The sequence below is a fragment of the Oceanicella sp. SM1341 genome, assembly GCF_003448965.1.
Lineage (GTDB): Bacteria > Pseudomonadota > Alphaproteobacteria > Rhodobacterales > Rhodobacteraceae > Paroceanicella.
Map to the genome: position 1 here is coordinate 68,744 of NZ_QRGC01000025.1, position 23,999 is coordinate 92,742.

At 63.3% G+C, this 23,999-nt stretch carries 19 protein-coding genes and 1 tRNA gene; 3 read left to right on the forward strand and 17 right to left on the reverse strand.

The features are described from left to right. Positions 1-263 precede the first annotated feature (263 nt). The 16 genes from D3P35_RS19385 to D3P35_RS19460 form a co-directional block, all read right to left on the reverse strand. On the reverse strand, positions 264-692 hold the full coding sequence (locus D3P35_RS19385) for a DUF6362 family protein (protein WP_118136906.1): 429 nt from the start codon (positions 690-692) through the stop codon (positions 264-266). Further along, positions 685-885 (reverse strand): hypothetical protein, encoded by a 201-nt coding sequence (locus D3P35_RS19390; protein ID WP_118136908.1) that lies wholly within the window; start codon positions 883-885, stop codon positions 685-687. The genes D3P35_RS19385 and D3P35_RS19390 overlap by 8 nt, the downstream gene beginning before the upstream one ends. After that, positions 882-1,403, reverse strand: coding sequence for a crossover junction endodeoxyribonuclease RuvC (locus D3P35_RS19395; protein WP_118136910.1), 522 nt, complete (start codon positions 1,401-1,403; stop codon positions 882-884). The genes D3P35_RS19390 and D3P35_RS19395 overlap by 4 nt, the downstream gene beginning before the upstream one ends. Positions 1,404-1,798: 395 nt before the next feature. After that, the gene (locus D3P35_RS19400) at positions 1,799-4,081 is read right to left on the reverse strand and encodes a PriCT-2 domain-containing protein (protein WP_118136912.1); all 2,283 of its coding nucleotides are present in this window, start codon (positions 4,079-4,081) and stop codon (positions 1,799-1,801) included. Then, entirely contained in the window at positions 4,081-4,305 is a 225-nt protein-coding gene (locus D3P35_RS19405; protein WP_118136915.1) for a DUF6511 domain-containing protein, read from the reverse strand. The genes D3P35_RS19400 and D3P35_RS19405 overlap by 1 nt, the downstream gene beginning before the upstream one ends. After that, complete coding sequence (locus tag D3P35_RS19410) at positions 4,302-6,041, reverse strand: DEAD/DEAH box helicase (RefSeq protein WP_118136917.1); 1,740 nt, start codon at positions 6,039-6,041, stop codon at positions 4,302-4,304. Before D3P35_RS19410 ends, D3P35_RS19405 begins: the two co-directional genes overlap by 4 nt. Beyond that, positions 6,035-6,979 (reverse strand): PD-(D/E)XK nuclease family protein, encoded by a 945-nt coding sequence (locus tag D3P35_RS19415; RefSeq protein WP_118136919.1) that lies wholly within the window; start codon positions 6,977-6,979, stop codon positions 6,035-6,037. The genes D3P35_RS19410 and D3P35_RS19415 overlap by 7 nt, the downstream gene beginning before the upstream one ends. Continuing rightward, positions 6,979-7,344 (reverse strand): hypothetical protein, encoded by a 366-nt coding sequence (locus tag D3P35_RS19420; RefSeq protein ID WP_118136921.1) that lies wholly within the window; start codon positions 7,342-7,344, stop codon positions 6,979-6,981. The genes D3P35_RS19415 and D3P35_RS19420 overlap by 1 nt, the downstream gene beginning before the upstream one ends. Before the next feature lie 68 nt (positions 7,345-7,412). After that, complete coding sequence (locus D3P35_RS19425) at positions 7,413-7,928, reverse strand: DUF669 domain-containing protein (RefSeq protein ID WP_118136923.1); 516 nt, start codon at positions 7,926-7,928, stop codon at positions 7,413-7,415. A gap of 22 nt (positions 7,929-7,950) precedes the next feature. After that, positions 7,951-8,697: an ATP-binding protein gene (locus D3P35_RS19430; RefSeq protein WP_118136925.1), complete on the reverse strand. Its 747-nt coding sequence runs from the start codon at positions 8,695-8,697 to the stop codon at positions 7,951-7,953. Continuing rightward, a complete protein-coding gene (locus D3P35_RS19435) occupies positions 8,697-9,182 on the reverse strand; it encodes a hypothetical protein (RefSeq protein WP_118136927.1) in 486 nt (161 codons plus the stop codon). Before D3P35_RS19435 ends, D3P35_RS19430 begins: the two co-directional genes overlap by 1 nt. Positions 9,183-9,193: 11 nt before the next feature. Further along, a complete protein-coding gene (locus tag D3P35_RS19440) occupies positions 9,194-9,403 on the reverse strand; it encodes an AlpA family transcriptional regulator (protein WP_021096360.1) in 210 nt (69 codons plus the stop codon). A 169-nt stretch (positions 9,404-9,572) separates the two neighbouring features. Beyond that, positions 9,573-10,517 carry a hypothetical protein gene (locus tag D3P35_RS19445; protein ID WP_157982227.1) on the reverse strand — a complete coding sequence of 315 codons (945 nt, stop codon included), beginning with the start codon at positions 10,515-10,517 and terminating at the stop codon, positions 9,573-9,575. After that, positions 10,492-11,679: a hypothetical protein gene (locus tag D3P35_RS19450; protein WP_118136931.1), complete on the reverse strand. Its 1,188-nt coding sequence runs from the start codon at positions 11,677-11,679 to the stop codon at positions 10,492-10,494. The genes D3P35_RS19445 and D3P35_RS19450 overlap by 26 nt, the downstream gene beginning before the upstream one ends. Before the next feature lie 106 nt (positions 11,680-11,785). After that, complete coding sequence (locus tag D3P35_RS19455) at positions 11,786-12,508, reverse strand: ImmA/IrrE family metallo-endopeptidase (protein ID WP_118136933.1); 723 nt, start codon at positions 12,506-12,508, stop codon at positions 11,786-11,788. A gap of 10 nt (positions 12,509-12,518) precedes the next feature. Further along, positions 12,519-12,845 carry a helix-turn-helix domain-containing protein gene (locus D3P35_RS19460; protein WP_118136935.1) on the reverse strand — a complete coding sequence of 109 codons (327 nt, stop codon included), beginning with the start codon at positions 12,843-12,845 and terminating at the stop codon, positions 12,519-12,521. A 237-nt stretch (positions 12,846-13,082) separates the two neighbouring features. Here D3P35_RS19460 and D3P35_RS19465 point away from each other — a divergent pair, with 237 nt between their 5' ends. The 3 genes from D3P35_RS19465 (at position 13,083) to D3P35_RS19475 (ending at position 23,751) form a co-directional block, all read left to right on the forward strand. Beyond that, positions 13,083-16,652, forward strand: a complete 3,570-nt coding sequence (locus D3P35_RS19465) for a DEAD/DEAH box helicase (RefSeq protein WP_118136937.1) — start codon at positions 13,083-13,085, stop codon at positions 16,650-16,652. Between the two features lie 4 nt (positions 16,653-16,656). After that, positions 16,657-19,815 (forward strand): sacsin N-terminal ATP-binding-like domain-containing protein, encoded by a 3,159-nt coding sequence (locus D3P35_RS26290; RefSeq protein WP_157982228.1) that lies wholly within the window; start codon positions 16,657-16,659, stop codon positions 19,813-19,815. Between the two features lie 63 nt (positions 19,816-19,878). Beyond that, entirely contained in the window at positions 19,879-23,751 is a 3,873-nt protein-coding gene (locus D3P35_RS19475) for an AAA family ATPase (RefSeq protein ID WP_118136941.1), read from the forward strand. A gap of 171 nt (positions 23,752-23,922) precedes the next feature. Here the strand turns inward: D3P35_RS19475 and D3P35_RS19480 are convergent. After that, positions 23,923-23,999 (reverse strand) — tRNA-Met (locus D3P35_RS19480).

Genomic DNA, 23,999 nt, shown 5'->3' on the forward strand with positions numbered 1-23,999 from the left:
CGATCCTAACGATTAGGGATGAACGCCGCGGCTCACAGAAGTTCCCAGCGTGGTATTTCAAGACTGAAGAAGCGGGTGCCGCTTCTGAAGAGGACATCGCCAACTTCTACATGACAGGCAAGAGGGTGCCGGCTGCGGGCCACTAACTCGCAGCCCTCAGCCGCGCGCGCCTCTCCCGAGCTTATCCCGAACCTAGCCTCTGAGCCGGTTTTCTGTCCCGTCGAAAACTGTCCGCCGCACACCTTCCCCTCTGTCGCGCAGAGCTACGCGCCACCAGCCAGCTCGATCACGCGCCGCTTCGACAGGTTGCGGTTGAACCGCCGCCGGTTGAGCTTCAGCGAGATGACGCAGAGCCCGTAGAGCCAGTGCTGGTGGGCGGCCGAGCGCTGCAGTCCGGCCGTCCAGCAAATGGTCTTCCACCGCTCGCCATGCGCGCGCATCCAGACGATCTTGCCGTCGACGGGATCGAGGCAGGCGGTCCAGGTAAGCGTCTCCTCCATCCGGCTGATCGCCTGCGGCGAGGGCAGCACGCGCATGGGCTTCGGCTCCTGGCCCACCTTGTCGGCGAAGCTGTGGATGATCTCGGGCCACGTGCTGAAGTAGCCCTGCCGTCTCGGCTCGGGCAGGCGTTTGAGCACGAAGGCCGCCTCAGCGAGACGGGCCTCGACGAGGGACGGGGTCCACTTATCCATGGCGCCCTCCCTCGTCGGAGGGGCGCGGCCCGTAGAGCTTTTCACCCAGCTGTCGGACGAGTTCCCGCTCCGGCCAGGTCAGACGCGCGTCCTCGAGCGAGACGGCGAGCAGACCCTGCTCGCGCCAGCCGTCGCGCTTCACCTGGTCGGGATCCCGGCGCTGGCCGCCGTAGCCCTTGGGATGCCACCTCATGCGACACCCCCGTTCGTCTCGATCGCCCAGAGCAGAAGCGCGATGGCGTCCGCCTCATTGTCGTCGGCGGGGCTGAAGCCTCGGGCCCGCGCGGACGCGATCATCGCCTCCTTCGGCGCGTTGCCCTTGCCGGTGGCGTGACGCTTGATCGTGCCGACGGGAACGCCGGCATAGGGCACGCCCCGCAACTCCGCCCATGCCGTCAGCGTGGCCATGAGCCCGCCATAGACATGCGCGGCGTCAGTTCCGGCGTGGCGGCGCACCTCCTCGAACCAGATGGCGGCAATCGGCCCCGACAGGCGGTCCATCTCGGTGAGCCAGTTGGTGAAGCGCAGATAGCGCATGCCGCCACCGTCATAGCGGCCGGGCCTGAAGCTCGCGGTCCCGCTGGTGATCAGCCCCTCGGCCGAGCGCAACGCCCAGCCGGTTCTGGTGCCGAGATCCAGCGCGAGAATGCAGCGGTTGGGAGTGCCGGCAGCCGTGAGAGGCGCCGGGGCGATATGTGGGGAGCGGTCCATGACGACCTCCTCTTCGAGTGAGAGGCCGAGGCGGCACGGCTGCACGGGTCGAGCGGCAGCACGCGCGCCCGGGCCAGGATCGCGAGGTCTGGTCAGGGTCACGTTGTCGATGCCGGGAGCGCCCGGCGCTTCCTTCAATGGCTTCACCCCGCCCGCTTGAAGGAACTGGGGCCGCAAGCCATTGGCAGAATGAGGATAAATCTCTTCTTTCAATATTTCAGTTTCTTCATGGGGTATGTGTCTGGCCTCCATCCCCAACCACGCGCGCGAGGGTCTCTGCGTGAAATATTGAAAGAAGCCCCGCGCGCCGGATTTCCGTTGCGGGACGGGGGCTTGGGCGGGAACTTCCTTCAAATGAAGGATGGGGGCCGTTGAAGGAAGCATGGTCCCGGTCCTCACCGCAGCGCCCGGAAGCGCATGGCCTTCCGACCCCCGGTCTCCTGCTCGACCGTCACGATGTCGCCGCTCTCGACCAGCGTGAGCAGGATGTCGTCGCGATCGCGCGCCCGGAGCCATTGCGAGGCGCGGGTCAGCTCGGACTTGGTGACGCCGGCCGAGCCTGCCTTGCGGATAATCTCGCGCAGGCGTTTCAGATGCGCCTCGGTCTCGGTGTCGGCGACATGGCGCTCGACGGCATCGATGGTGCGCCAGGCGAAGTGGCGCACGAAGTCGATGGCCCAGATGGCCTCCTCGAGCCGGATGACGGGGTGGACCGCATCCCTTCCCATGGCCAAGACGAGTGCGACCTTGGCTGCGTTCTCAGCGATCCTGGCGAGGATCGGCGTCTGGAACGTGCCGGCCGCAGCCCTGAGCTCGGCGGTGATCTCCTCGCCCAGCGCGTCGAAGCGCGCCTGCGCGTCGTCGTCCATCGGCACCGTCATCGGATCGACGGCCGTCTCGGGCCCGGAGGTCCGGCCGGCCAGGTTGCCGCTCGACCCGCCGCCCTCGGCGAGGCGCTGCAGCCCCTCGATCAGCGGTCGCGGCGACGTGCGCAACCCGGCGCGGCGGTTCTCATCCGGGTAGTCCTCTTCGCTCGGCAGGATGATGAAACGGGCGAGTGAGCCATCGACGACATTGGCGCCTTGCAGCGCCCCCCAGAAATGCAGCGGCGTGGTCGTGCCGTAGACGCAAAGGCAGGGCTGGACGATGTCGCGGCGTTCGTTCGATCCGTCCCGGTTGGCGTATTCCGCGCCGAGGAAGACCCCGCACGCGGCGGTGTAGAGCTCGGTCATGTTGTCGAGGATTTCGGTGACATGGCGCGGGCTGCGCTTCCGGTCGGCCGCCGCGGCGAGGAACATCCCGAACTCGTCGATCTGGAACAGGATGGCCGGCTGACGGTGGAGCGCGGTCAGGAGGCCCGCGCCTGAGGCGATCTTGTTTCCGCCGAGGTGGTGCGCGAGTCCGGCCTCGAAGAACAGCTCGTTGACGACCTCGCGGGCGTGGTTCTTGCCCGACCCGCTGTCCGCGATGCCGACGATGTAGAGGTTCGTGCGCAGGTCGGTCGCCGTGCGGTAGCGCCGCCCCATCAGCGCGCCGAGGGCGCACAGGCTGGCGCCCACCGCGAGAAGCGGCTGCGGTCTGCGCGCCGTGTCGATCATGTAGCGCGCGAGATCGCCCACGAGTCCGCCCGGGATCGTCAGCGTGAAGGACGGCGCGGGCGGGAGGATCGGCATCGGGGCTTCGGGCTGGGCGAGCCGCGCGAGAAGACCGGCGGCGGGATGCTCGTCGCCCGCGCTGATCTTCTGACTGCCGTCGAGCAGCAGGTCGGGGTCGGGGCGCCAGCCCTTCTCCATGGCGAGGTGATAGATCGTGCCGGCGCCGATCCGCGCGGGCTTGAAGCTCGTCCATGCCTTCGCCGTCGCGGCCGGGTCGTTCTTGGCCGCCTGCGCCGACCACTCGGCGAAGAGCGTCACGCCCTCCTCGCCCAGCGCGCCCTTCAGCGCCATGCCGATGCGCATCCAGCTGTCGTAGTCGAGCTCGGCGTTCGGCAACCAGGCGAGCGCGCTCCGGATCGCTTCCAGCGTGCCGGCCTGTGCGTGGGCCGGCAGACACGGATGCCCGGCCCCGTTCGCCCTCTTCGCGCCGAGGCTCTTCGGCCGCAGCTCGGGCGGGATCAGCGCCAGCGTCTCGTCGAGGAAGACCGCAGCCTGTACGGCGTCGATTTCGGGCAGGCTCTCGATGTCGAGATCCGCGAGCCCCTCATCCGGCCAGGCGTAGGGCCGGCCGGTGCCGGGATGCTCGGCGTAGGCCACGAACTGCTGCCCGAGGCAGAGCATCTCGAGCGGCGCGCGCCGGATCCCGGCGAAGGGTTCGGCCGTGCGGTAGACCAACAGTCGCTTCGGCGGCTTGCCAATCCTGAGCGCCGGCGTGTCGCCCAGCCGTTCGCGGGCCAAGCGTTCTATGCGCAGCGCCAGTTCGCCGTCCTCGGCGATGTCGATGTCGAGCGCGGCGACCGCGCCACCCACGATACCCACGCCGCAGTCGGGCCAGGTCGACCAGGTCGCGACCTCGATTTCGGTCGTGGCGCGGCTCGCATGCCGGTTCCACTGCGGGTAGTCGTGCCAGGCCGCGCGGGCGAACTGGCCGGGTTTCTTGGTGCCGGGCGCGATCGGCAGGATCGCGTAGCCGTTGGTCACGAGACGCGCGCCGACGCGCGCCATCCACGAGGTATCCGCCATCAGAAGGGCACCTCCGGGATTAGGCGATCGAGCCGCGCGCGATCCTTGGCCGCGAGCTCACGCAGGTGATCGCAGTAGCCGGTGACCACCACCTCGACGAAGGTGTCCCACTCCTCCTCGGTGAGCTGAGCGAGATCGGTCCGGCCGAGGCTGTCGAGATAGGCGCCGCCGGCCTTGCCGCCCTCGACCATGGCCGCCGTCTCGTTGGGGGTCGGATCGATCATGCCCGACCTCCGGTGGCAGATGTCCTGGCAAACCCGGCTGCAGAGGTCTCTGCGGCTCGTGTCGCGCCGCGGGTCGGAGACGCGGAAGCGCGCGTCGAACCAGCCCCAGCCGCGGGGTTCTCGATGGCAGACGGCGCAGAGCCCGGCACGGCGGTAAGGCATGGGGCGAACCTGTAGGCGGTGATTTCGGTGAAGCGGCCCGCGGGGCGGACGGCGATCTCGGTGGGCCGGCGCAGTTGGTCCGCCAGGATGAGCGCCTCATCGACGGACTCGGGCACGTCCAGCTCGGGCGCCCGCTCGCGCCACCAGCTCGCGGCCTTCCGGCGCGGATAGCCCTCGTGCTCGAAGCAGACCCATTCCGTGTGGAAGGCCAGACCGCAGCGGTAGGTGACCTTCAGCGAGACCCGCCCGCCGCGCTTCTCGTGACGGCCGTAGGTCACGTCGGTGACGCTGACCCATTGCGGCTTGCCGGTGGACAGCACCTCCAGCGTCGAGGCGGTCGGCTCGAGCTTCACCTCGCGGCCGGGGAACTCGAAGCCGCAGCCGGGACATTCCAGCGCCGCGATGGCCACGATGGTCCCGCATTCGGGGCAGATCTTCGTGGGCGGCGGCCCGTCGCCCGGACCGCCCGGACGCTTCGGCCGCACGAGATCGATGGGGCCATGCCGGCGGACGTTCCCCGCGAAATCGAGAACGAGGCAGTTCTCCTTGCCCTCGGCGAGCCGCGTGCCCCGTCCTGCCATCTGCACGTAGAGCCCGGCCGACTTGGTAGGCCGTAGCATGGCGATCAGATCCACCGCCGGCGCGTTGAAACCCGTCGTCAGCACGCCCATCGAGGCCAGAGCCCTGATCTCGCCGCGCTTGAAGGATGCGATGATCGCGTCACGCTCGTCCTTCGGCGTCTTGCCGAAGATCGTCGCGCAGCTGACCCCGCGGCGACGGAACTCCTCGGCGACATGGGTGGCGTGGCGGACGCCCGAGCAGAACGCGAGCCAGGACCGGCGCGTCTCGCCATGGGCGATCACCTCGGCCACGGCCGCGCGCGTGATGGCGTCCTGGTCGACCGCGTCCTCGAGATCGCGCGCGATGAACTCGCCGCCGCGCGATCCCACGCCGGTCACGTCGAGGCGGGTCTGCGTCTGCTTGGAGATGAGCGGGGAGAGATAGCCCTGATCGATCAGGTCGCGGACGGACACCTCGTAGGCGATGTCGGTGAAGAGCGCGTTCTCGCCCTCGTGCAGCATGCCGCTGTCAAGCCGGAAGGGCGTCGCCGTCAGACCGATCACCTTCAGCGCGGGATTGATCGCCTGCAGGTCATTGAGGAAGCGGCGATACATGGTGTTCGACCGCCCGGGGATCAGATGGGCCTCGTCGATCAGCACCAGATCGGCATGGCCGATGCGTGTCGCCTTGTCGTGGATGGACTGGATGCCGGCGAAGAGGATCCGGGCCCGCGCATCGCGGCGACCGAGCCCGGCCGAGTAGATGCCCGCCGGCGCCTCGGGCCAGAGCCCCAGCATCTCGGCATGGTTCTGCGCGATCAGTTCGCGGACATGGGTGACGACCAGCACGCGCTGGTCGGGCCAGGCCTTGAGCACGCCGTCGATGAAGGCGGCCATGACGAGGCTCTTGCCGCCGGCCGTGGGGATCACGACGAGCGGATTGCCGCTCTCCTTCTCGAAATAGCCGTAGATCGAGGCGATCGCGGCCTGCTGGTAGGGGCGCAGGGTCAGCATGCGGCGGCCTCCTCTTCGCGGGCGTCGTTGGTCCAGGCCGAGCCGTCGCGCATGCGGTAGGCGACGAAGTCCTCGCCTGCGTCGGTCACCTCGCCGGGCACGAGATCGGGGATGAACAGGTGTCGGCCGCAGGCGCGACGCTGGTCGGCCGGGTCGAGCAACCGGTCGTGGCGCGCGCAGTGCCAGCCGCCTTCGATGGGCGTGGAATGCAGGCAGGACCGACAGGTGACAGCCGCGGCGTCCTCGCCGTGGCAGAGCCCGTGGTGGTCGCAGAACCGGCACTCGAACCAGGCGGGATCCGCGCTGATCCGCTCGGGCGGGTGCTGGGCGAAGATGATCCGCCGCGCCTTTTCCAGCAGACGCTCGCCCATCGCGGGGTCGGCCGGGACGCGCTCGATGTGCAGCGCGTCGCTGTCCTTGCAGACCGCGACGTAGAGCGCCCGCGTGATGCCGGTCAGGTGCATGTAGACCTGCATCTGCGCGGCGTGCTGGGGCTTGGCGAGCGCGACGCCCTTGGCGACCAGCTCGGCGAAGCTCTTCGCCGAGTGGGTCTTGAACTCGACGACGTGCCAGGTCTTCGGCGCCTCGAGCAGGCCGAGGGCGACGGCGTCGAGCGAGCCGCCGAAATGACCGCCATGGGCCTCGACCCGGAACTGGCGTCCGGTCTCGGGATCGACCTCCAGCACCGTGGCGCCGGTCGCGCGCAGGTCGCGGGCGAGCCGGGCCTCCTCCAGCTGGCCGGTCTCGAACAGGCGCAGGATGCGGCCCGTGTGCCGCGCGGGCGTCGCCCAGCGGAAGTCGTACCAGAGCGCGCGGGCGCAGGACTTGCCGATCAGCGAGGCGCCAAGGTGGTCGCGGAAGCCGTCGCCCTGCCGCACCTCGAAGGAGGCGTAGATCGCGGAGAGGGTCGGCGTCGGGGGTTCGGGAAGCTCGGCCATCAGCACGCCTCCTCCCGCTCGAGCCGCGCCCGCGCCTCCGCCAGCACAGCGGTCCAGGCGGCGCTGTCATGCCGTTCGCGCAGAACAGCGATGATCATGTCCTTCAGGCGCTCGCGCCGGCGGCGGCCGCCCTGACGGGCGACGATCTCGGCGCGCTCGCGGTTGAGGTGACGCAGCGCCGTGCGCGCGCGGTGAAACCAGTCGGGGTCGATAGGCTTGGCCGTCCGCTGCCGCGCCAGATCGGCGGTCGCGATCTGCGTGCGGATCTTCGCGATGGCGTCCTCGATCTCGATCAGGCGACGGGTGTCGTCGGGCAAGCCGGGGGCGTTCGCGGCCGCGCAGGCCGCGTCGGTGGTGTTGGTCATGGTCTGTCTCTCGGGTCTGGCGATGTCCGGGCCGCGAGCCAAGTCTCAGCCCGCGGCGGCCGAGGGCGTCAGCTCTTGCGGTTCCAGGGTGCGGTGGCCGGGCGGGCGGGCGCCGACTGCGCCGACTGCGCGGGCGCGCTGGTCGGCTGCGTGGCGGCGGGCTTCGGCGGGCTCGCCTGCGCCGGGGCCTCCGGCACCAGGTAGCGGATCGTGTTACGCTCGCCGTAGCCGTCCTTCGGGGGCTTCACGCCGACCTGGATCGTCAGCGGGATCAGGTGCAGCTCCTCGCTGTCGTTCACCTGCAGCTTGCCAGTGGCGTGGCAGATCGCCGACAGCGTGCGCTGCGCGATCTCCACGGTGGTCGGGTTGGCGTTCACCAGGTTCAGCTGGTCGAAGACCTTGCGGCCCTGCTGCGGCCCCTCGAGGATGTCGAGCATCAGCCAGAGATACTTGCCCATCCCGTTCTTCGTGACGCGCATCTCGCTCTCGACGATCTGGGCGCGATACTTGCCCGCGGGCAGGATCTCGTAGGCGGTGGTGGGCTCGATGCCGGCGGCGTCAAAGGCGGTGTCGAAACGTGCCATCGTGTTGTCCTTTCAGTCGTAATCAAGCGGATTGGGGCATGGCGGCCAGGAACTCGGACCACTCGAGGGGGAGGGTTTCCGGCAGGCCGTAGCGGTTCTTGGCGAGGAAGGCGGGGCGCTCCTCGGTGTGCATGACGCGCGCACCGGACCCGAGCGCCCGGGTCACCTTCTTGTTGAAGCCGACGTCGGACTTGCTGACCGAGATCCGGTAGTTGGCGAAGAGCACCACGTCCGAGTGCTCCTGCAGCAGCGCGGACGCGCGGGCCTGCAACTTGATCACGTACCGGTCGTAGGGTTCGTGCTCGGGGCTGTCGAAGCGCTTGATGTCGGTGTGGGCGATCTGGATAACCGCCATGCCCTTCCGGTCGCGGAGCGCGTTCAGCCTGTCGATGTACTCGCGCCAGATGGTCAGCGCCTCGGCGTAGCCCTTGCCGAAGCCGGGGCTTTCGATCGACTGCCAGCCGTTGCGCCGGCAGGCCTCGGCCCAGATCAGCGGCTCCAGCCAGTCCACGCTGTCGACGACCACCGTCGAATAGGGGTGGTCCTCGTCGAGCAGCGCGTCGAGCGCCTCGGCGACCTCGGCGTAGGTCGTCGCCAGCGGGAAGTGCGGCACCTGCAGCTTGCCGAGGCCGTCCTCGGTGAGGACGAACACGGGCGCGTCGGCGGACGCGGCGAAGGTGGACTTGCCGATACCGGCGACGCCGTGGATCAGCACGCGCGGCGAGCGCAGCACCGTCGAGGTGCGCAGGGATGCGAGCGAGATGGCCATCAGCGCACCTCCTCGCCGAGCAGAAGCCGGAACTTGGGCTTGCCGGTGCGGACCGTGCGCGCGGGCTCGAACTCCTGGCGGATGTCCGTGGGCCAGGCGGTGTACTTGCGCTCGGGGACGCTGAACGCGGTGTCGACGTACTCGGCGGGGTCGGCGCCATCGGCCCGGATCCGCTCGACCAGACCGGCGAGCATCGCCTGATCCCAATCGACGCGCTTGGGGAGCTCGGCGACCACCGTGACCGGGCCGTCCTGGAGCCGGACGGTGCCGGTGTCCTTGCCCTCCGCGCGGCGGGCGTCCTGCGCCTGATCGCCGTACTTCAGCGCGATGGCGCCATCGAGCCAGTCGCTGAGGCTCTTGGCAGCGCGCAGCCGCTCGTCGGCGTCCTGCTTCAGGAGGGCCAGCTGGTCGCCCGGCAGAGCGGCGATCTCGCCGACCGGCATGGTGGGAATGTCGTCGAGGGAGATGCGGTTGGGGATCGTCATGGCCGCCCCCCTCACGCCAGCTTCACGGCGGGCTTGTCGGCCGTGCTCGAGCAATGCCGGTTGGCCTCGTAGGCCTCGACATCCTCGAGCCGGTAAACGACCCGCCCCCCGATCTTGATGAAGGCGGGGCCCTCACCGGTCCAACGCCAGCGCTCGAGCGTGCGCGGGCTGATCTTCCATCGAGCCGCCAGCTCGACCTGGTTGAGATGCGTGACTGACATCGTCGTCTCCTTCGCGATTGGCCGAATGCCTGCGAACGAGACTGGGGTGTGCGAGGGGAGGAGATCGGGAGGGCGGAGGGAGGGGAGACGGGAGGAATGCAGATCGGGGCCTCCGAAAACGAAAAAGGCCGCCCCGAAGGACGGCCTGATCGTCGTGATTTTGGTGGCGTCACACCTCGAGCCATGCGCTGGCACCGTTCTCCCGGATGACCTCCTGCCACGTGGGGTGGCCGTCGAAGAGATTCTTCAGTCGCTTCACCGAAGGCCCGCACTCGGCTTCCTCCAAGATGCGCGCGACGGGCAGCACCGGATCCCCGTCAAGCCTGGCCTCGGCGAGCATGGCGACCGCGATCTTCTGCTTGCCGCCCGTAAACTCGTGCCATTTGCCATGCACGATCAGCACGCCGCCGTCGCCGGAAACCCAGACAGGGCCTTTATGCGACGGACCCTTCAGCAGGCGTGCGCTCAGGACTTCAGGGGCGACGGCAAGACCATCTTCATGATCGACCACGTCCGCCAGCGCGACGAACTCGTGGCACCGGACGAAGCGGAAGCGATGCCGATCCGGAGGGTCGAGAACGAGGACCACCCGAAGCCCATCGGCCGGGCGGCGGTCAACGAGCTGGCGGAACTCCTCGAACACGGCCGGCGTCGTCAGACCGCGAGCGACCCAGATCCCGACACGGGCCCTTCGCTTCGGCATCCGCGCCGTCCCGAAATCCAGCACCGCGCCTTCGAGATACGGCACCGGGTCCTTGCCCAGTGAGCAATCGAGCCGGGCGACCACCCGCCGAGCTGCCGCCGCCATGTCCAGCGCATAGACTTGGCGGCGGGCGCTCGCCCGTTCGTCGTGCCAGACTGCGTTGCCGAGATGACCATGATGGCCGGTGATCGGGTGGGCGATGACGGACGTCGGGGTGTCGTCCAGATCGTCATCGGCAACGACGGACATCAAGCTGCCTCGCTGCACGATCAGTCCGGCGTCCATCAGCGCCTTGCCGGCGCCGCGCATGTGCGCCAGCGCCATGGCCGAAACCCGCGCGTTGCGGGTTCCGGCGATGGACGAGAGCAGTCGGCGGGCGGCGATATCAATCCTCGAAGAGCTGCAGGTCATCGACCAGGATCCCCCAGCGCCGCAGGTACTTCTCGCCGATCATCTGCTCGGTGGCTGTCCGATCCTTAAGGTCGCATCCATGCGGCCACGTGATCGTCAGGGTCAGCGTGCGCCGCCTGTCGCCTCCCGGGCGGCGGGCGAGCTTCACGGCGATCTTGGCCCGCGTGACCACATACCCCTCGCTCAGGGGCGTGCGATCCCCGAACCTCTCCTCCGCCTTCGTCCAGATCGTCTCGTCGGCGCGCGCGGGCTTCTCCAGCGTCACCCTGAAATCGCTGTCGTCGATCGGCATCAGACGCAGCTCGCGCACTTCGACGCCCTCGATCCCGTCCTCCGGGTCGACCGGAAAGTCATACGGTTTCAGCAGGACCGAGAGATCATAGCACCGCAGCGGCAGGCGGTTCTCCTTGAACTCGATGCCGAGGAGATGTGGGACCGTCGCCTTCACGATCTCGCCGCGCGTCTCCTTGTCGTTGGCGATCACCTCGATGCCACCGGTGGCGGGCTCGTAGGTCACCGCGGCCTCGAACACGGGACGATAGGCCTGCCGCACGAGAGATCCCCTGTCGTCAAAACGCAGCAGGTCGTCGGGCCGTCCCTCGCGGTAGATCGTCACCTGCACGAGGTCGCATTCGTCGCCCTCATGGGTCGTCCTCACCCGGTCGAAGATGTCGACATGGGCATGGGCGGCGCCCGAGAACTCCTTGATCGCGGAGACGAAGGCAAGGCGGGCCGACGCGTCGCGCTGCATGACACAACCAGCGTCGGTCATGTAGCCGGCCCACATCCGACCGCGCCGGCGGTCCTCCGTGAAGCGGACTTCCTCGGCATGACGAAAGCGGTCCTGCGCGTTCAGGAACATCCAGAGCGACCGCGCGTGCGGGTTCGCGAGCCCGTCGAGGAGGGCGGGATCCTCGGCCACACTGTAGATCGCTGCCTGCCCCGGCTCGTCGGACAGGGCATGGACGCGCTCGGCGTCGTTCGAGATCCGGTCTCGCTGGACGCGGGACATCTTCTCGATGGCGCCGAGAAGCGGCCCGGAGAGGTCGGCGTCCGATGCGGGCCAGTCGAACTCGGTGGGCAGGCCGATCTCCGGCTGGTCGAAGTATTCGCGCAGCGCCTCGCCGGGCGTCTTGCGAAGGAAGGCGGACAGTGCAGTCAAAGCGATCTCCTTTCTGGCGATTCCATGTATCGGCTGATCTGCTAATCCGCGTATATCGCGCCGGAGGGGAGTCAATCGAAAAATACGCACTTCCGCGGATTCGCGATCAGCGGCCGAATAGCGAGGGCTGTCCGCGTGCCGAAGTGATCAGGTTCAGCTTCAGCAGCCTGATGCGCGCGGCCTCTTCGGAAACCGCGAAACGCTCCATGACCATCTGGATCAGCCGCGCGGCATGCTCCGTCGAAACATGGATATCGCCATGCAGCTCCCGCGGGCTGCAGTAGTCGGAAACGAGGCGACGGACCGGCGTGGCCGGCATCAGCAGCGCGCCGCTGATATAGCCAGCCTGCCATTCCATCCAGTCGGACTGCGGGGCGTCCAGGATATTGTCGCGCTTGGAGATCGCCTTATTCGCATTCACGCCGCGCTCGAGCAGGTCGCCGTTGGCGAACTTCTGCGCCCAGAGAGGCCCGTGGAACTTCATGTGCCCGAACTCATGGGTGAGCGTGGTGCGGAAGCGATTCTCGCGCCGTTCGTCGGCCGCGATCCGTTCGGAGATGGACACCTTGGGCCCGCGGTCGGGGAAGAACTCAGTCACCCCTTCGACATCTGCGCCGTAGGCGGACAGGTCGGCGTACGGGTCGAGGTCCGCGTGGTGCATCTCGATGAGAACGGTCAGATCGTCGGTCGCCACGGGATAGTCGACCTTTCCGTGGCGCTTCATCAAAAGATCACGGATCAGCCTCTCGCATTCATCGTCGAGATCCCGCTCGCGGTAGAAGGGTCGCTCGGCAAAGCGGCCCGTGTTGTCACGGATCATCTTCACCATGCAAACCTCCTTACTCTTTCAACGTCTTCCTGAAATTGGCGAAGGCCTTGACGACCTTGTCCGGGGTTGACGCATCCGGTCGCAGATCATCCGGCAGCCGGCCTGCGAGTGCGTACAAGTAGTCCTCCGGAATGTTCAGGATGCCGGAGAACTGGCGGATCAGGTGCCCCGAGCTGGGGCTGCGTCGGTCGTGCTCGATGTCGCTGAGGTACTGCGGGGATATCGACCCACCACCTTCTTCCTTCATCACGCGCGCTGCGAGCTCCTTCTGGCTGAGACCGAGTGCCTTGCGGGCCTTCGAAATCGCCAAGCCGAAGGTCACACCGTCGGCGGACATGGCCGGTTCATCGCTGCTTCTCCCTGTCAATCCGCTTGTTCGCGGATTTTTCCGTTGATACGCTAGTTTGCGTAGGGCTTCAACGGCAGAGAGGGCGTGCTCGCATGCTGCATCAAACAGCACTGGTCCGGGATCGACAACGACGGCGCGTCTCATCGATCGGACCCTCGACGCTCAGAGACGCCGGTTTCGCCCGCGTACCGGAAGTCGGTCGCTTGAGCTCCATCGGATAGAAAGATGCATAACGAACTGAGACTAGCGACGTCCGATCTCGCGCGCTTCCTACAAGAGAAGCTCCCGGAGCTGTCCGAGGACTGGTGGGCAAAGCACGTTGTTGATCGCCTCAGCTTCCAACAGCAGCGTGTCATCGGCGAGAAAAACATCTCTTCATTGCGAGAGTTGGATTTCGCCGCACTTCTGCGTGTCCTTGACCAGAACTGGTACGACTTATCCGGCAACTGCAATCTTCCCCGTGAAGCCCGCAACTGGGTGAAGGAGCTCCAAACCGTGCGCAACAAGTGGGCGCACGTGTCTGCGGAAGAAACCCCCGCGAGCGAGATATACCGGGATGCAGATACGCTGGGACGCCTCTTGAACCTTATTGGAGCCCATCAGGGTTCAATGAGCGCGGTTCGGGCAGTCAAGGAATCCGCGCTTGCCAGAATGACCGACGGCGCAGGCGGAACGGCTTCCGCGGCGGTGAGCGACGCGAACACCGTCACGGGCCCCACCGAAGCTCCCCCAACCGAAGCGCCAATGCACCTGTTCAAAGTCGGCGACGTCGTGGCTCTGCGCTCGGACAACTCAGTCAAGCTTCCCGTGCTCGAAGTGATCATCGGCGGGCCAGAAACCAGGTACTGCGTCTTCCAGGATGGAGCAAAAGCCACCTATTATGAAAGCCAGTTGCAGGCCGTGGCGGGAGATGCTGGCGAGCAACCGTCCATCTCAATAGATGAGTTCCGCGCGCGGCTTACTGCACTTCATTTGCTGTCACCATCGACGGCGAATCTGTTCTCGTTGCGCTCCGGTCGAGTCAACTTCGTCCCCTATCAGTACAGACCCGTTCTTAAGCTCATACGCTCCGACCGCCCCCGCTTGCTGATCGCGGACGAAGTCGGCGTTGGAAAAACAATCGAAGCCGGCCTGATCCTCAAAGAGCTCCGCGCCCGCATGGATATTTCGTCCGTGCTCGTTATTTGCCCCAAGGCGCTGGTCGCTGAAAGAAAATGGCAAACTGAGCTAAAACGCTTCGACGAGAACTTTACTCATCTCGATGGCGCGTTGCTTCGGCACTGTTTGCATGAGACCGATCTCGAAGGCGAGTGGCCCGAGCAATATGAGAAAGCCATCCTCCCCTTCTCATTGTTTGATTCGGATCTCATCTTCGGGTCCGAGACGAAAAAGCGGCGCAGAGATCGCGGGCTCCTGGCTCTCGACCCAGCCCCAGCATTCGACCTCGTGATTGTGGATGAAGCGCACCACATCCGGAATTCGGACACTTTTCTTCATCAGGGAGTCCGATACTTCTGCGATAACGCACGTGCCGTGTTGTTGATGACTGCAACTCCCGTGCAGCTCGGCAGCCAGGACCTCTTCACACTACTCAATGTGCTCCGCCCCGACCTTGTGATCGACCGCAACAGCTTCGAGCAGATGGCGGAGCCAAACCGATTTATTAATGAGGCGGTCCGGCTATGTCGGGAAAAAGGACCAAAGTGGCAACAAGAAGCAAGTGAGCAACTCAGACAGGCCACAGAGACTGAATGGGGGCGGCTGTTTCTTAGGGAAGGGCCGACGTTTCAAGGTGTCTTCGACAAGTTGCGAGACGAGATTGAACTTCCAGATGAGGAGCGTGTCGCTCTGACCAGGAAACTGGAGGAACTGTACACGTTCAGTTCGATCATCAACCGCACACGCCGCCGGGATATTGGCGAATTCACAAGCCGCAAGCCCCAAACGCTCACAGTCGAATTCACCGACGACCAGAAAGCGCTCCACGATGATCTTCTAGGCGTCGTTGCCCGCATTCTCGCCCGATCCCACGGTCAGCAGAACGTCAAGTTCATGATGACCACCATTCGCAGGCAGGCTGCTAGCTGCCTATATGGGCTTGCACCAATGCTCTCCGACATCCTGAACCGTAAACTTGATCAACTTGAGCTCATTGAAGCCGCCGATAGCGCCGACGAGGTTGACCTGAGCTTTGTTGAGGGCATCCGGCAAGAAATCGAAGACCTCATCAGTAGAGCGGAGTCACTTGATCCAACCGACCCAAAGATCGAAGCATTCGTCCGCACACTGACAGATAAAACACGGCTGGCGAACAACAAAGCCCTCGTGTTCAGTACGTTCCGCCACACACTCGCCTACCTCGCCCGACACACTGAGGATGCGGGGCTTCGTTACGGCGTCATCCATGGAAACATCCCGGATGACGAGCGTGCATCTCTGCGGAAGCGCTTCTCCCTGCCACAAGAAAACCCGGATGCGCTCGACGTGCTCTTGTCGTCAGAGGTCGGTTGCGAGGGCCTGGACTTTCAGTTCTGCGATTTCCTAGTGAACTACGATCTTCCTTGGAACCCGATGCGGATCGAACAACGTATCGGCCGAATCGACCGATACGGCCAGAAGAGTGAGACCGTCAGTATCGTGAACCTTGTCACGCCTGGAACCGTCGATGCTGACATCTACGAGCGTTGCCTGATGCGGATCGGTGTGTTTCAGCACGCCGTAGGCGGGAGCGAGGAGATCCTCGGTCGGGTCACGCAGGAAATTCACGATATTGCAGAAAGCTTTGTTCTGACCGATGAAGAGCGGTCCCGCAGACTTCAACAATTGGCTGACAACGGCATTCGCCGTATTCGCGAAGAGCAGGAACTCGAGGAGAAAGAGTCAGAGCTGTTCGGCCTGAATGTCCCAAAGGTGTCCTGGCGTGAGGATATCGACAATGCGGAAAACGAGTGGCTCTCGCCGGACGCCATTCAGAAATGCGTCTCAACCTACTTGAAATCTCGGACAGGCTCGGACCACGAACACCTGCTCGGAGACAAGCCACTGAAGACGCTTCGCCTGAGTCAGGACGCGCGCAGCGCGCTACTAGCCGACTTCAAGCTGCTCAAGCGCAGCGCGGATCCGATCTCCAACGCGTGGGAGAAGTGGCTGAAAGGCGGGACTCCGAGCATCGCTGTCACCTTCGATCAGGAGACAGCAACTGATGACCCGAAGGTGACTCATCTGACGGTACTGCATCCACTGGTAAGGCAAGCAGCGCGCTACCTCGAAACCAACGATGCGATGCAATGCACGCTTCAAGCCTCCGACGGTCTGCCGGCCGGTGTTCACCGTTTTGCCCTCTACAGATGGCGGAAGTTCGGCATCAAGCCGGACGAGGAGCTCGTTGCAGTAGCCGATGATCCCGTCGTCGAGGGAGCGCTAATGAAGATCCTTCACACGGCAATCGAGCCAATCGAGCAACGCGCTGCACCATCGCGTGACTTTGATGATCTCGATGCTTTGCATCACGCGAAATGGACGGCGGCCCAGGCATCCCACATCGCTCAGAACCAGGAGCTGGCTGAACATAGGGTACAGAGCCTCACCGTCAGCCACCGCGCTCGGGTCCGTGCCCTGGAAGATCAGATCACGAAGGCCACGAATGAGAAGATCCGGATCATGAAGCAGAGCGAGCTTGCTCGGGCAAATGCGGATTTTGATCGGCGCGTCACTGAACTGCGCGAGGCGGGGAATACTGGCGACATTAGGGCAGCGCCCGTGCTTTTCGGAACCGTTGTAGTGGGGGTCGGGTAAGGCGATGTCGACCGCAAAAGATAAGCAGCTTGTCATCAACAACGTGCGCGAAGAGCGAGTCGATCTCGCAAAGGTTCTCAAAAAGCACACCGGCATCAGACGCATCGTCGAGGAGCTTTATCCCGACAGTGCTCACTTCATTTTTGAGCTTCTACAGAACGCGGAAGACACCGGAGCAACTGAGGTGGGCTTCGAACTTCGGAGGGACTGCCTGTCATTTGAGCATAACGGTCGGCCGTTCTCCGAAGCGGACATCCTCGGTATTACGGATGTTGGCGAGGGTACAAAGTTCGATGACGTCGATACTATCGGACGGTTCGGTGTAGGCTTCAAAGCAGTGTTCGCCTATACGGAGTCACCTAGAATTTGGTCTCCAACATATTCCTTCGAGATCAAAGAACTTGTCTTGCCGTCGCTAATGAGCGATCGCAGCGATCTTCAAGGAAAGACACGCTTCGAATTCCCGTTCAACAACCCCAAGAAGCCAAGGGAGGTCGCCTACAAGGAAGTTGAAGGCGGCCTCCGAGATCTCGCCGAAACCACTCTGCTCTTCCTCAACCACCTCCACTCGATCTCCTGGAAAATAGGTGACAGCGGAGGGGGCACGGTCCTTCGTATCGAACACACCGAGAACCATATCGAAGTTCTCAAGGAGACCAATGGCGAAACTACCGCCAGTTCTCACTTCTTGAGGTTCGCGCAGCCCGTTGAGGGACTGACGAGGGAGACGAAGCACAAAGTCGCGACGGCCTTTGCACTCGAATTCCTTCCTGACGTGAAGGCCTTCGATCCGCACGCCCCTATCGCAAAGCAGATGAAGATTGTACCGGTTCCAGGTCAGGTTGCGGTGTTCTTCCCGGCGGAGAAAGAAACGTCCGGCCTGCGGTTCCATCTTCATGCTCCATTTGTGCCGGAACTAAGCCGAGCGAGCATCAAGGAAACACCTGCAAACGAACCGCTGTTCGAGCAGTTGGCAGGTCTCGCCGCGGCTTCCCTTCACGAGGTCCGCGACCATGGCTTGCTGACGTTGGATTTTCTGTCGGTCTTGCCGAACAAGCAGGATTCAATCCCTGCTCGATACCAAGCGATAAGGACGGCAATCATTGATGAAATGAACAATGAGGTGCTTACGCCTACGCACGGAAAGTCTCACGCTCCCGCCAAAAGGCTTCTGCAAGCGAAGGCGTCATTGAAAAGCCTTCTCTCCGAGAAAGATCTCGAGTTTCTTGTCGAAGATGCCGATGCACCTCTCCTCTGGTCAGTTGGCGCAACGCAAAAGAACACCAATGCGGACCGATTTCTCGACTCGCTGGAAATTCAGGAATGGGGATTGGAAGAGTTCGTTGATCTTCTCACTGATCGCACATCGCATGGCCAGCGCTATGTGTCTCGCCCACCATATTGGGTGAGTGGTCCAGATGGCGAATTCATGGAGTGGCTTTCCTCAAAGCCGAATGATTGGCACCAGCAGCTCTACGCCCTCCTATATAGCGAGCTCACAAGCGAGGGTGGACTTTATCAATTCAGGAATTCAAAGATCGTTAGACTTTTCTCTGGTGAGTATGGAGTTGGAAAAGAGTGTTTTTTTCCAGATGAAGGTGGCCAGGATGATAGCGATCTTCCGCGTGTAACTGCGGAGGTCTACACCTCTGGCAGAGGCAAGGCGCAACAACACAATGCTCGAAAGTTTCTTGAAGAGATTGGTGTCCGTGTGGTCGGTGAGGCAGAGCAAGTCGAACTGATCCTCAAGAAGCGTTACACTCGTGACGCCGAAAACCCATCGGAAAGAACTTATAAAAAGGACTTTAAGCGCTTTGTTGCTCTTGTCGAAAAAGAATCTTCGACAGCGAACCTTTTCAAAAATCACTTTGTTTTCAAGTGCGAAGACGATCAGTGGCGCACGCCAAACGGTGTCTACCTCGACGCTCCCTTCTTGGACACTGGACTGCGAGCCTACTACGATGCTCAGGCCGACGAAGCTGAGGAATCCGCACTAGACAGCTTGTTCTACCAAAATATTGGTGTCCCAACGAAGAAGGTCGCGGCGTTTGCAAGAGCCACTGGCGCGATTGGCGAGCTTCAAATTTCCACCTGCCGTTGCTACCAGAACCGCGAATGGAACTATTTGAGCCAGGTTGGTGGGGAACGTCACACCTCCCCGATTGATCGCGACTACGAAATCGAGGGCTTGGCAGATCTCCTGAAGAAGCCCACGCTCGCGCTCTCAAGGCTGGTCTGGCGAACCATGGCCGCGCTCCCGAACGATGGACGCCACTTGGTAGCGACCTATCGCCGAAACGCGAGTGCTGGCTCTCGACAAGCTGCGTCCTCCCTCGTCCATGTATTGCGGTCTGCTGCTTGGGTGCCGCAGGGACATGAGTCCTTTGTACGACCCTCGGAAGCTTCGCGGGATGCACTCCCTGAAGGCTTCTCGTTTGATCCTGGCCAGCGATGGTTGAAGGCGGTGAAGTGGGGTGAGGACGTCGTTAAGCGATCAGAGCAGCAACGCCAGAAGGAAAATTTTGCGCGCGAATTAGGCTTCTCCGATTTGTCGACCCTGGAGAGAGCGAAGCGCTTTGCATCTCTTCCGCCAGAGGAACAAGAGCGATTCTTGACCGATTGGGAGCGTAACGCAGCGCACGAGCTCCCCGACCACTCTCCAGCAAATCCGGAACGTCGAGCGTCGCGGGTGGGCGAGATGGCCGCTGACGCTCCGGAACGGCGCACAGAAGAACGGACACGGAGCGTATCGGTTGGCCGCGAAGACGTCAAAGCCGAGGCAGGTCAATACTTGTTGCAGCAGTATGTGACGGATGACGAGCTTTTCTGCCAGGTCTGCAAAAAACCGATGCCATTCAAGCTCGATGATGGTTCTGCATACTTCGAACGGGTTGAGTTTCTATCAGGTCTGAAAAAGAGACATCTCCAGAACTACCTTGCGCTGTGTCCAAACCACGCCGCCATGTTTCGACATGCCAACAGCACCAAGGACTTCATGTTGGAGATGTTCCTCGAGCTTGCGGGGAATGAGTTGGAGGTGGTTCTCGCACAAGAAAATGCGACCATCTACTTCACGAAGACACACATCGCTGACCTAAAGACGATCATCGAAGTCGATGCCAGTAGCGACGACGACTCCAATCAAGATGTTTCGGCATCGTGAGTTTCGACCGCCTCGCATTGCCCAGCCGCCTTGAGAGGCCGCACACGCATGGAAAGCGGGTAGATGGACCGCATCGGCCCGTTCAACGACCTTTCTTCGATCCGTCATTTCGAAGGTCTCAGGATCAAGCGGGAGCGCTCCGGCCACCACGCTGGTTGGCAGAGGTCAAGCCGAGGGAAGTTCATGATGCATAGCGCTGCGAAACAGCTGCCGGTTCGACACCTTTCCGTTCGGCTTCCATGGCACGACACCGGCTGGAGTGGCACTGTGTGCAATGCGCCATCGAAGAACAGCTGGTGCATGGTCCTCAAACGGATCCGTGAGGAAAGGAATGCTGCTGCCGAGGAAGACGTTGCCGGCAGCGCCTGGTCCGATCTCAGCGAGGCCGAAATACCGGCATGTCTGGCAGAGCGCGGAGCAGCTCTAAATGCCAAGCCGTATTCGCTTCGCAGCCGTCACCCGTTCGCCGACTCTTCAGCCGAGACCCACGGCCATTTTGCCGAGAACGAGTTTCGCCTACCTCCATATAGCGTGCAGACGATCCCGTTTCGCTGGACTCGCAAGGAAGACGCACAAGCCATCGCCGATGAGCTCGCGTTGCCCTTCGACATATCGCGCGAACCGCAGCTGTCGTTCGAGACGGTGTGGGTCAATGACTTCGCCAACCAGCAGATCATGCTGGACACCTTTTTCAGCGCGGTGGCGCCCGAAAAGTCGCTCATCTTCTTGTACGCCAAGCGGACGCCGTTGGCCGATGACCCGCGCCGCGTTCTGGTAGGCGTGGGACGCATCACGTCTGTTGGCCCCGCTCAGGAGCATGCATACAGCGGCGACACGGGAGGAAAGCTACGCGGCCTCATGTGGGAACGGGCGGTTTCCCATTCGATCCGGCCCGACGGTTTCGACGGTTTCGTGCTTCCGTACCAGAAGCTTCTTGCCTTGGCCGAGCGAGACGGGACGATCGACCCTTCTCAGTTCGTCGCCTTTGCACCGGATGAAGGCTTCGACGCGTTCAGCAACGTTGCAGAGCACGTCGACCACGATCTCGCCATTGCGAGCCTTCTGTCGTTGGCCGACAAGGTGCGCGTCATCGCGCAACACATCCCCGGCGCATGGGACCGTCACCTCGAGTGGATTTCCGAACGCCTCGCCGAGCTTTGGGAACTCCGCGGAGCATTCCCGGGGCTCGGGAGCGCGCTTCACGCGTTCGAGGTCCGGTATGGGACGCTGCTAGCGATGGACCTTGCTCAGCGACACTGCGTCGACGGTCATTGGACGGAGGACCCGTGGACACTCGTCTCACGCGCTTTCGAGAATCCGGGCGCGGTTCTATCGCCTGCGGTCGCCTCACAAATGCAGCCGTTAGACGGCAAGAGACTCGCTGCGCTGCCGCAAGAGCGCTACGAGCTCTTGAAGCTCTTATCTAGATTCAGCCTCACGATCGAACAGGCATCTCGTTTCTTCAACGCGGAAAGCCGAAACAGCCTGACGGACGAAGACGTTCTTCGAAATCCCTACCGTCTTTTCGAGGCCGACAGGTTTAGGCTCGATGCGGTCAGCATCGGCACGGTTGACCGCGGCATGTTTCCTGACAAGTCGGTCCGCCAGACCTTCCCATTGCCCGACATCAGCCGCTTGGAGGGCGACCAGGACCCGAGGCGAGTTAGGGCGCTGGCAGTTCACGTCCTCTCGGAGGCAGAGGCGACCGGCCATACCCTGCTGCCGGTCAACCAGGTTCTCGAAGCCATTCGAGCGCTCGAACTCGATCCGCCTTGCCGGCCAACGCGGGACTTGCTGCCTCTGCTTGACCCAGTCATGGCGCCCGAGATCCTCGATGCATCGTTGTCGGACGGTACGCGGGCTTGGCAGTTTGGTGAACGACGCGAGATCGACGACCTCTTGCGGCGGCAAATCAGCCGTCGACAGAAAGGTCGTCGGCATGAAGCCAACCACGACTGGCACGACCTTGTCGACCGGTCATTGGGGAAGATCCCTGAAGACACCGACGAAGCCGCCCTAGAGAAACTAGCAAGGACGGAGAAAGCCGCCGCGCTTGAAGAGTTATTCGTGGCGCGCTTTTCGCTGCTCCTTGGGCCTGCCGGAACTGGGAAGACCCGGCTCCTCCAGATGCTTTGCGACCTCCCGGAAGTGCGCGGCGAAGGAATCCTTCTCCTGGCACCCACCGGCAAAGCGCGAGTGCAGATGCAACAGAACATCGAGGGTCTCAAGGCGCTGACCATTGCGCAGTTCCTGTTGCCGGACCGGTTCGACCCCGAGACGCAGCGGTATCGCCTTTCGCACACTCCAAAGGTCGAGGCGGCCGGAACAGTGATCATCGATGAAGCCTCGATGGTCACGGAGGACATGCTCGCCGCAGTGTTCGACGCGCTCAAAGGCCCGAAGCGGATCATCCTTGTAGGCGACCACCGACAACTCCCGCCGATCGGTGCCGGGCGGCCTCTCGTGGATCTGACGAGGGAGCTTCGCCCGTGGGACGAGGACAGGGAACCACCTTTCCCACGAGTAGGGCCTGGTTATGCAGAGCTGACGGTGCATCGTCGGCAGACCGGCAAGGGCAAGGCAGGTCGGGATGATCTGCTCTTGGCATCCTGGTTCACCGACGAGGCGCCGGATCCTGGAGCGGACGAAATCTGGGCTCGCATGACCCTCGGCGAGACGGATGGACATGTCGAAGTGCGCACATGGCAGACAGATGAAGAGTTGAAGGATGCGCTACTCCAAGCGCTCGTCCAACACGTCCCAGAGGTCGAGCACGACCATGACGAGCGCGGCTTTGGCATCTCGCTCGGAGGCGTAGGAACCGACAATGGCGTCTTCTTCAACGCCACGTGGCTTGAGAAGAACAAACCCGGATCCGCGGAGCGATGCGAAAGCTGGCAGGTGCTGACGCCCGTTCGCGGGAAGGGCCACGGGGTTGAAGAGCTGAACCGATTCCTGCACGAGCGATTCCGTAGAGACGCCCTCCGCTTCGCCGACGGCCGCCGGCCTCGAACGCCTCGGCCCAGTGGCGCAGAACGGATCATCTATGGCGACAAGGTCATGTCGACCACCAACAAGTCGCGCAGCGTATTGGGTCGGCGAAAGGAGCTCGTATCAAACGGCGAGATCGGAATTGTCGTAGGCCAGGCGAAGTTTGGAAAAGCGTGGGACGGCAAGACTCCTGAACGGCTCGACGTCGAATTCCGCACCCAACCTGGCAACACGTTCGTGTACTGGCCAAGCGACTTCGGCGACGAGGGCGCGGTAGTGCTTGAGCTCGCCTACGCGCTCACCGTGCACAAGAGCCAGGGGAGTCAATTCGAGCAGGTGTTCGTCGTCATCCCGCAGCCCTGCTTCATTCTCGGCCGGGAACTCATCTACACGGCGCTCACGCGTCAAGTTGACCGGGTGGTGCTTTTCGTACAAGGACAACCGACCGACCTTCGGGCATACACTTCAGCGAAGTACTCTGAGGTGGCGCGGCGCTACACGAACCTCTTCACTGACCCTGACATGCTTGCCGAACCGAGCGGCGCGTTCCTCGAACGTGGTCTGATCCACCGGACGGCCAGAGGCGAGCTTGTTCGTTCGATCTCGGAGGTGGTCGTCGCCGATGCCCTCAACGCGGAGGGCATCGAATACCACTACGAGAAGGCGCTGCACGGTGCAGACGGAATTGAGCGCTATCCCGACTTCACGGCCGAAGATCCAGCGACAGGAATCACGGTATACTGGGAGCACCTCGGCATGCTCTCGGACCCGACCTACTCCAACAGGTGGGACAAGAAGCTCGAGTGGTACAAGGCTATGGATCTGCAGCCGAATGGGCGCGAGAACGCCAAGGGCGAGCGGCTTGTGACGTCACAGAACCGCATGGACGGCGCGATCGACTCCGCACAGATCCGGCAGCAGGTGCGCGATGTCTTCGATCTGTGAGCTTGGCCCGACGGTCGGCGCCTGGAAGCAGATCCAGACTGACGCAATCCGTTTACGAAGCGATATGAAGGACTTCGGCCCCTCTTGCTTCCACAGTGCTTCCACGGATGGTGGAAACGCAAACGCCGCCCCGGAGGGCGGCGCTCAAGTGTTTGATAACGCGAAGATATTTGGTTGCGGGGGCAGGATTTGAACCTGCGGCCTTCAGGTTATGAGCCTGACGAGCTACCGGGCTGCTCCACCCCGCG

Excerpts from the sequence above, each read along its gene's own strand:
- D3P35_RS19385 (WP_118136906.1), bottom strand. The coding sequence starts at position 692 with ATGGATAAGTGGACCCCGTCCCTCGTCGAGGCCCGTCTCGCTGAGGCG.
- D3P35_RS19390 (WP_118136908.1), bottom strand. The coding sequence starts at position 885 with ATGAGGTGGCATCCCAAGGGCTACGGCGGCCAGCGCCGGGATCCCGAC.
- D3P35_RS19395 (WP_118136910.1), bottom strand. The coding sequence starts at position 1,403 with ATGGACCGCTCCCCACATATCGCCCCGGCGCCTCTCACGGCTGCCGGC.
- D3P35_RS19400 (WP_118136912.1), bottom strand. The coding sequence starts at position 4,081 with ATGGCGGATACCTCGTGGATGGCGCGCGTCGGCGCGCGTCTCGTGACC.
- D3P35_RS19405 (WP_118136915.1), bottom strand. The coding sequence starts at position 4,305 with ATGATCGATCCGACCCCCAACGAGACGGCGGCCATGGTCGAGGGCGGC.
- D3P35_RS19410 (WP_118136917.1), bottom strand. The coding sequence starts at position 6,041 with ATGCTGACCCTGCGCCCCTACCAGCAGGCCGCGATCGCCTCGATCTAC.
- D3P35_RS19415 (WP_118136919.1), bottom strand. The coding sequence starts at position 6,979 with ATGGCCGAGCTTCCCGAACCCCCGACGCCGACCCTCTCCGCGATCTAC.
- D3P35_RS19420 (WP_118136921.1), bottom strand. The coding sequence starts at position 7,344 with ATGACCAACACCACCGACGCGGCCTGCGCGGCCGCGAACGCCCCCGGC.
- D3P35_RS19425 (WP_118136923.1), bottom strand. The coding sequence starts at position 7,928 with ATGGCACGTTTCGACACCGCCTTTGACGCCGCCGGCATCGAGCCCACC.
- D3P35_RS19430 (WP_118136925.1), bottom strand. The coding sequence starts at position 8,697 with ATGGCCATCTCGCTCGCATCCCTGCGCACCTCGACGGTGCTGCGCTCG.
- D3P35_RS19435 (WP_118136927.1), bottom strand. The coding sequence starts at position 9,182 with ATGACGATCCCCAACCGCATCTCCCTCGACGACATTCCCACCATGCCG.
- D3P35_RS19440 (WP_021096360.1), bottom strand. The coding sequence starts at position 9,403 with ATGTCAGTCACGCATCTCAACCAGGTCGAGCTGGCGGCTCGATGGAAG.
- D3P35_RS19445 (WP_157982227.1), bottom strand. The coding sequence starts at position 10,517 with ATGACCTGCAGCTCTTCGAGGATTGATATCGCCGCCCGCCGACTGCTC.
- D3P35_RS19455 (WP_118136933.1), bottom strand. The coding sequence starts at position 12,508 with ATGGTGAAGATGATCCGTGACAACACGGGCCGCTTTGCCGAGCGACCC.
- D3P35_RS19460 (WP_118136935.1), bottom strand. The coding sequence starts at position 12,845 with ATGTCCGCCGACGGTGTGACCTTCGGCTTGGCGATTTCGAAGGCCCGC.
- D3P35_RS19465 (WP_118136937.1), top strand. The coding sequence starts at position 13,083 with ATGCATAACGAACTGAGACTAGCGACGTCCGATCTCGCGCGCTTCCTA.
- D3P35_RS26290 (WP_157982228.1), top strand. The coding sequence starts at position 16,657 with ATGTCGACCGCAAAAGATAAGCAGCTTGTCATCAACAACGTGCGCGAA.
- D3P35_RS19475 (WP_118136941.1), top strand. The coding sequence starts at position 19,879 with ATGGACCGCATCGGCCCGTTCAACGACCTTTCTTCGATCCGTCATTTC.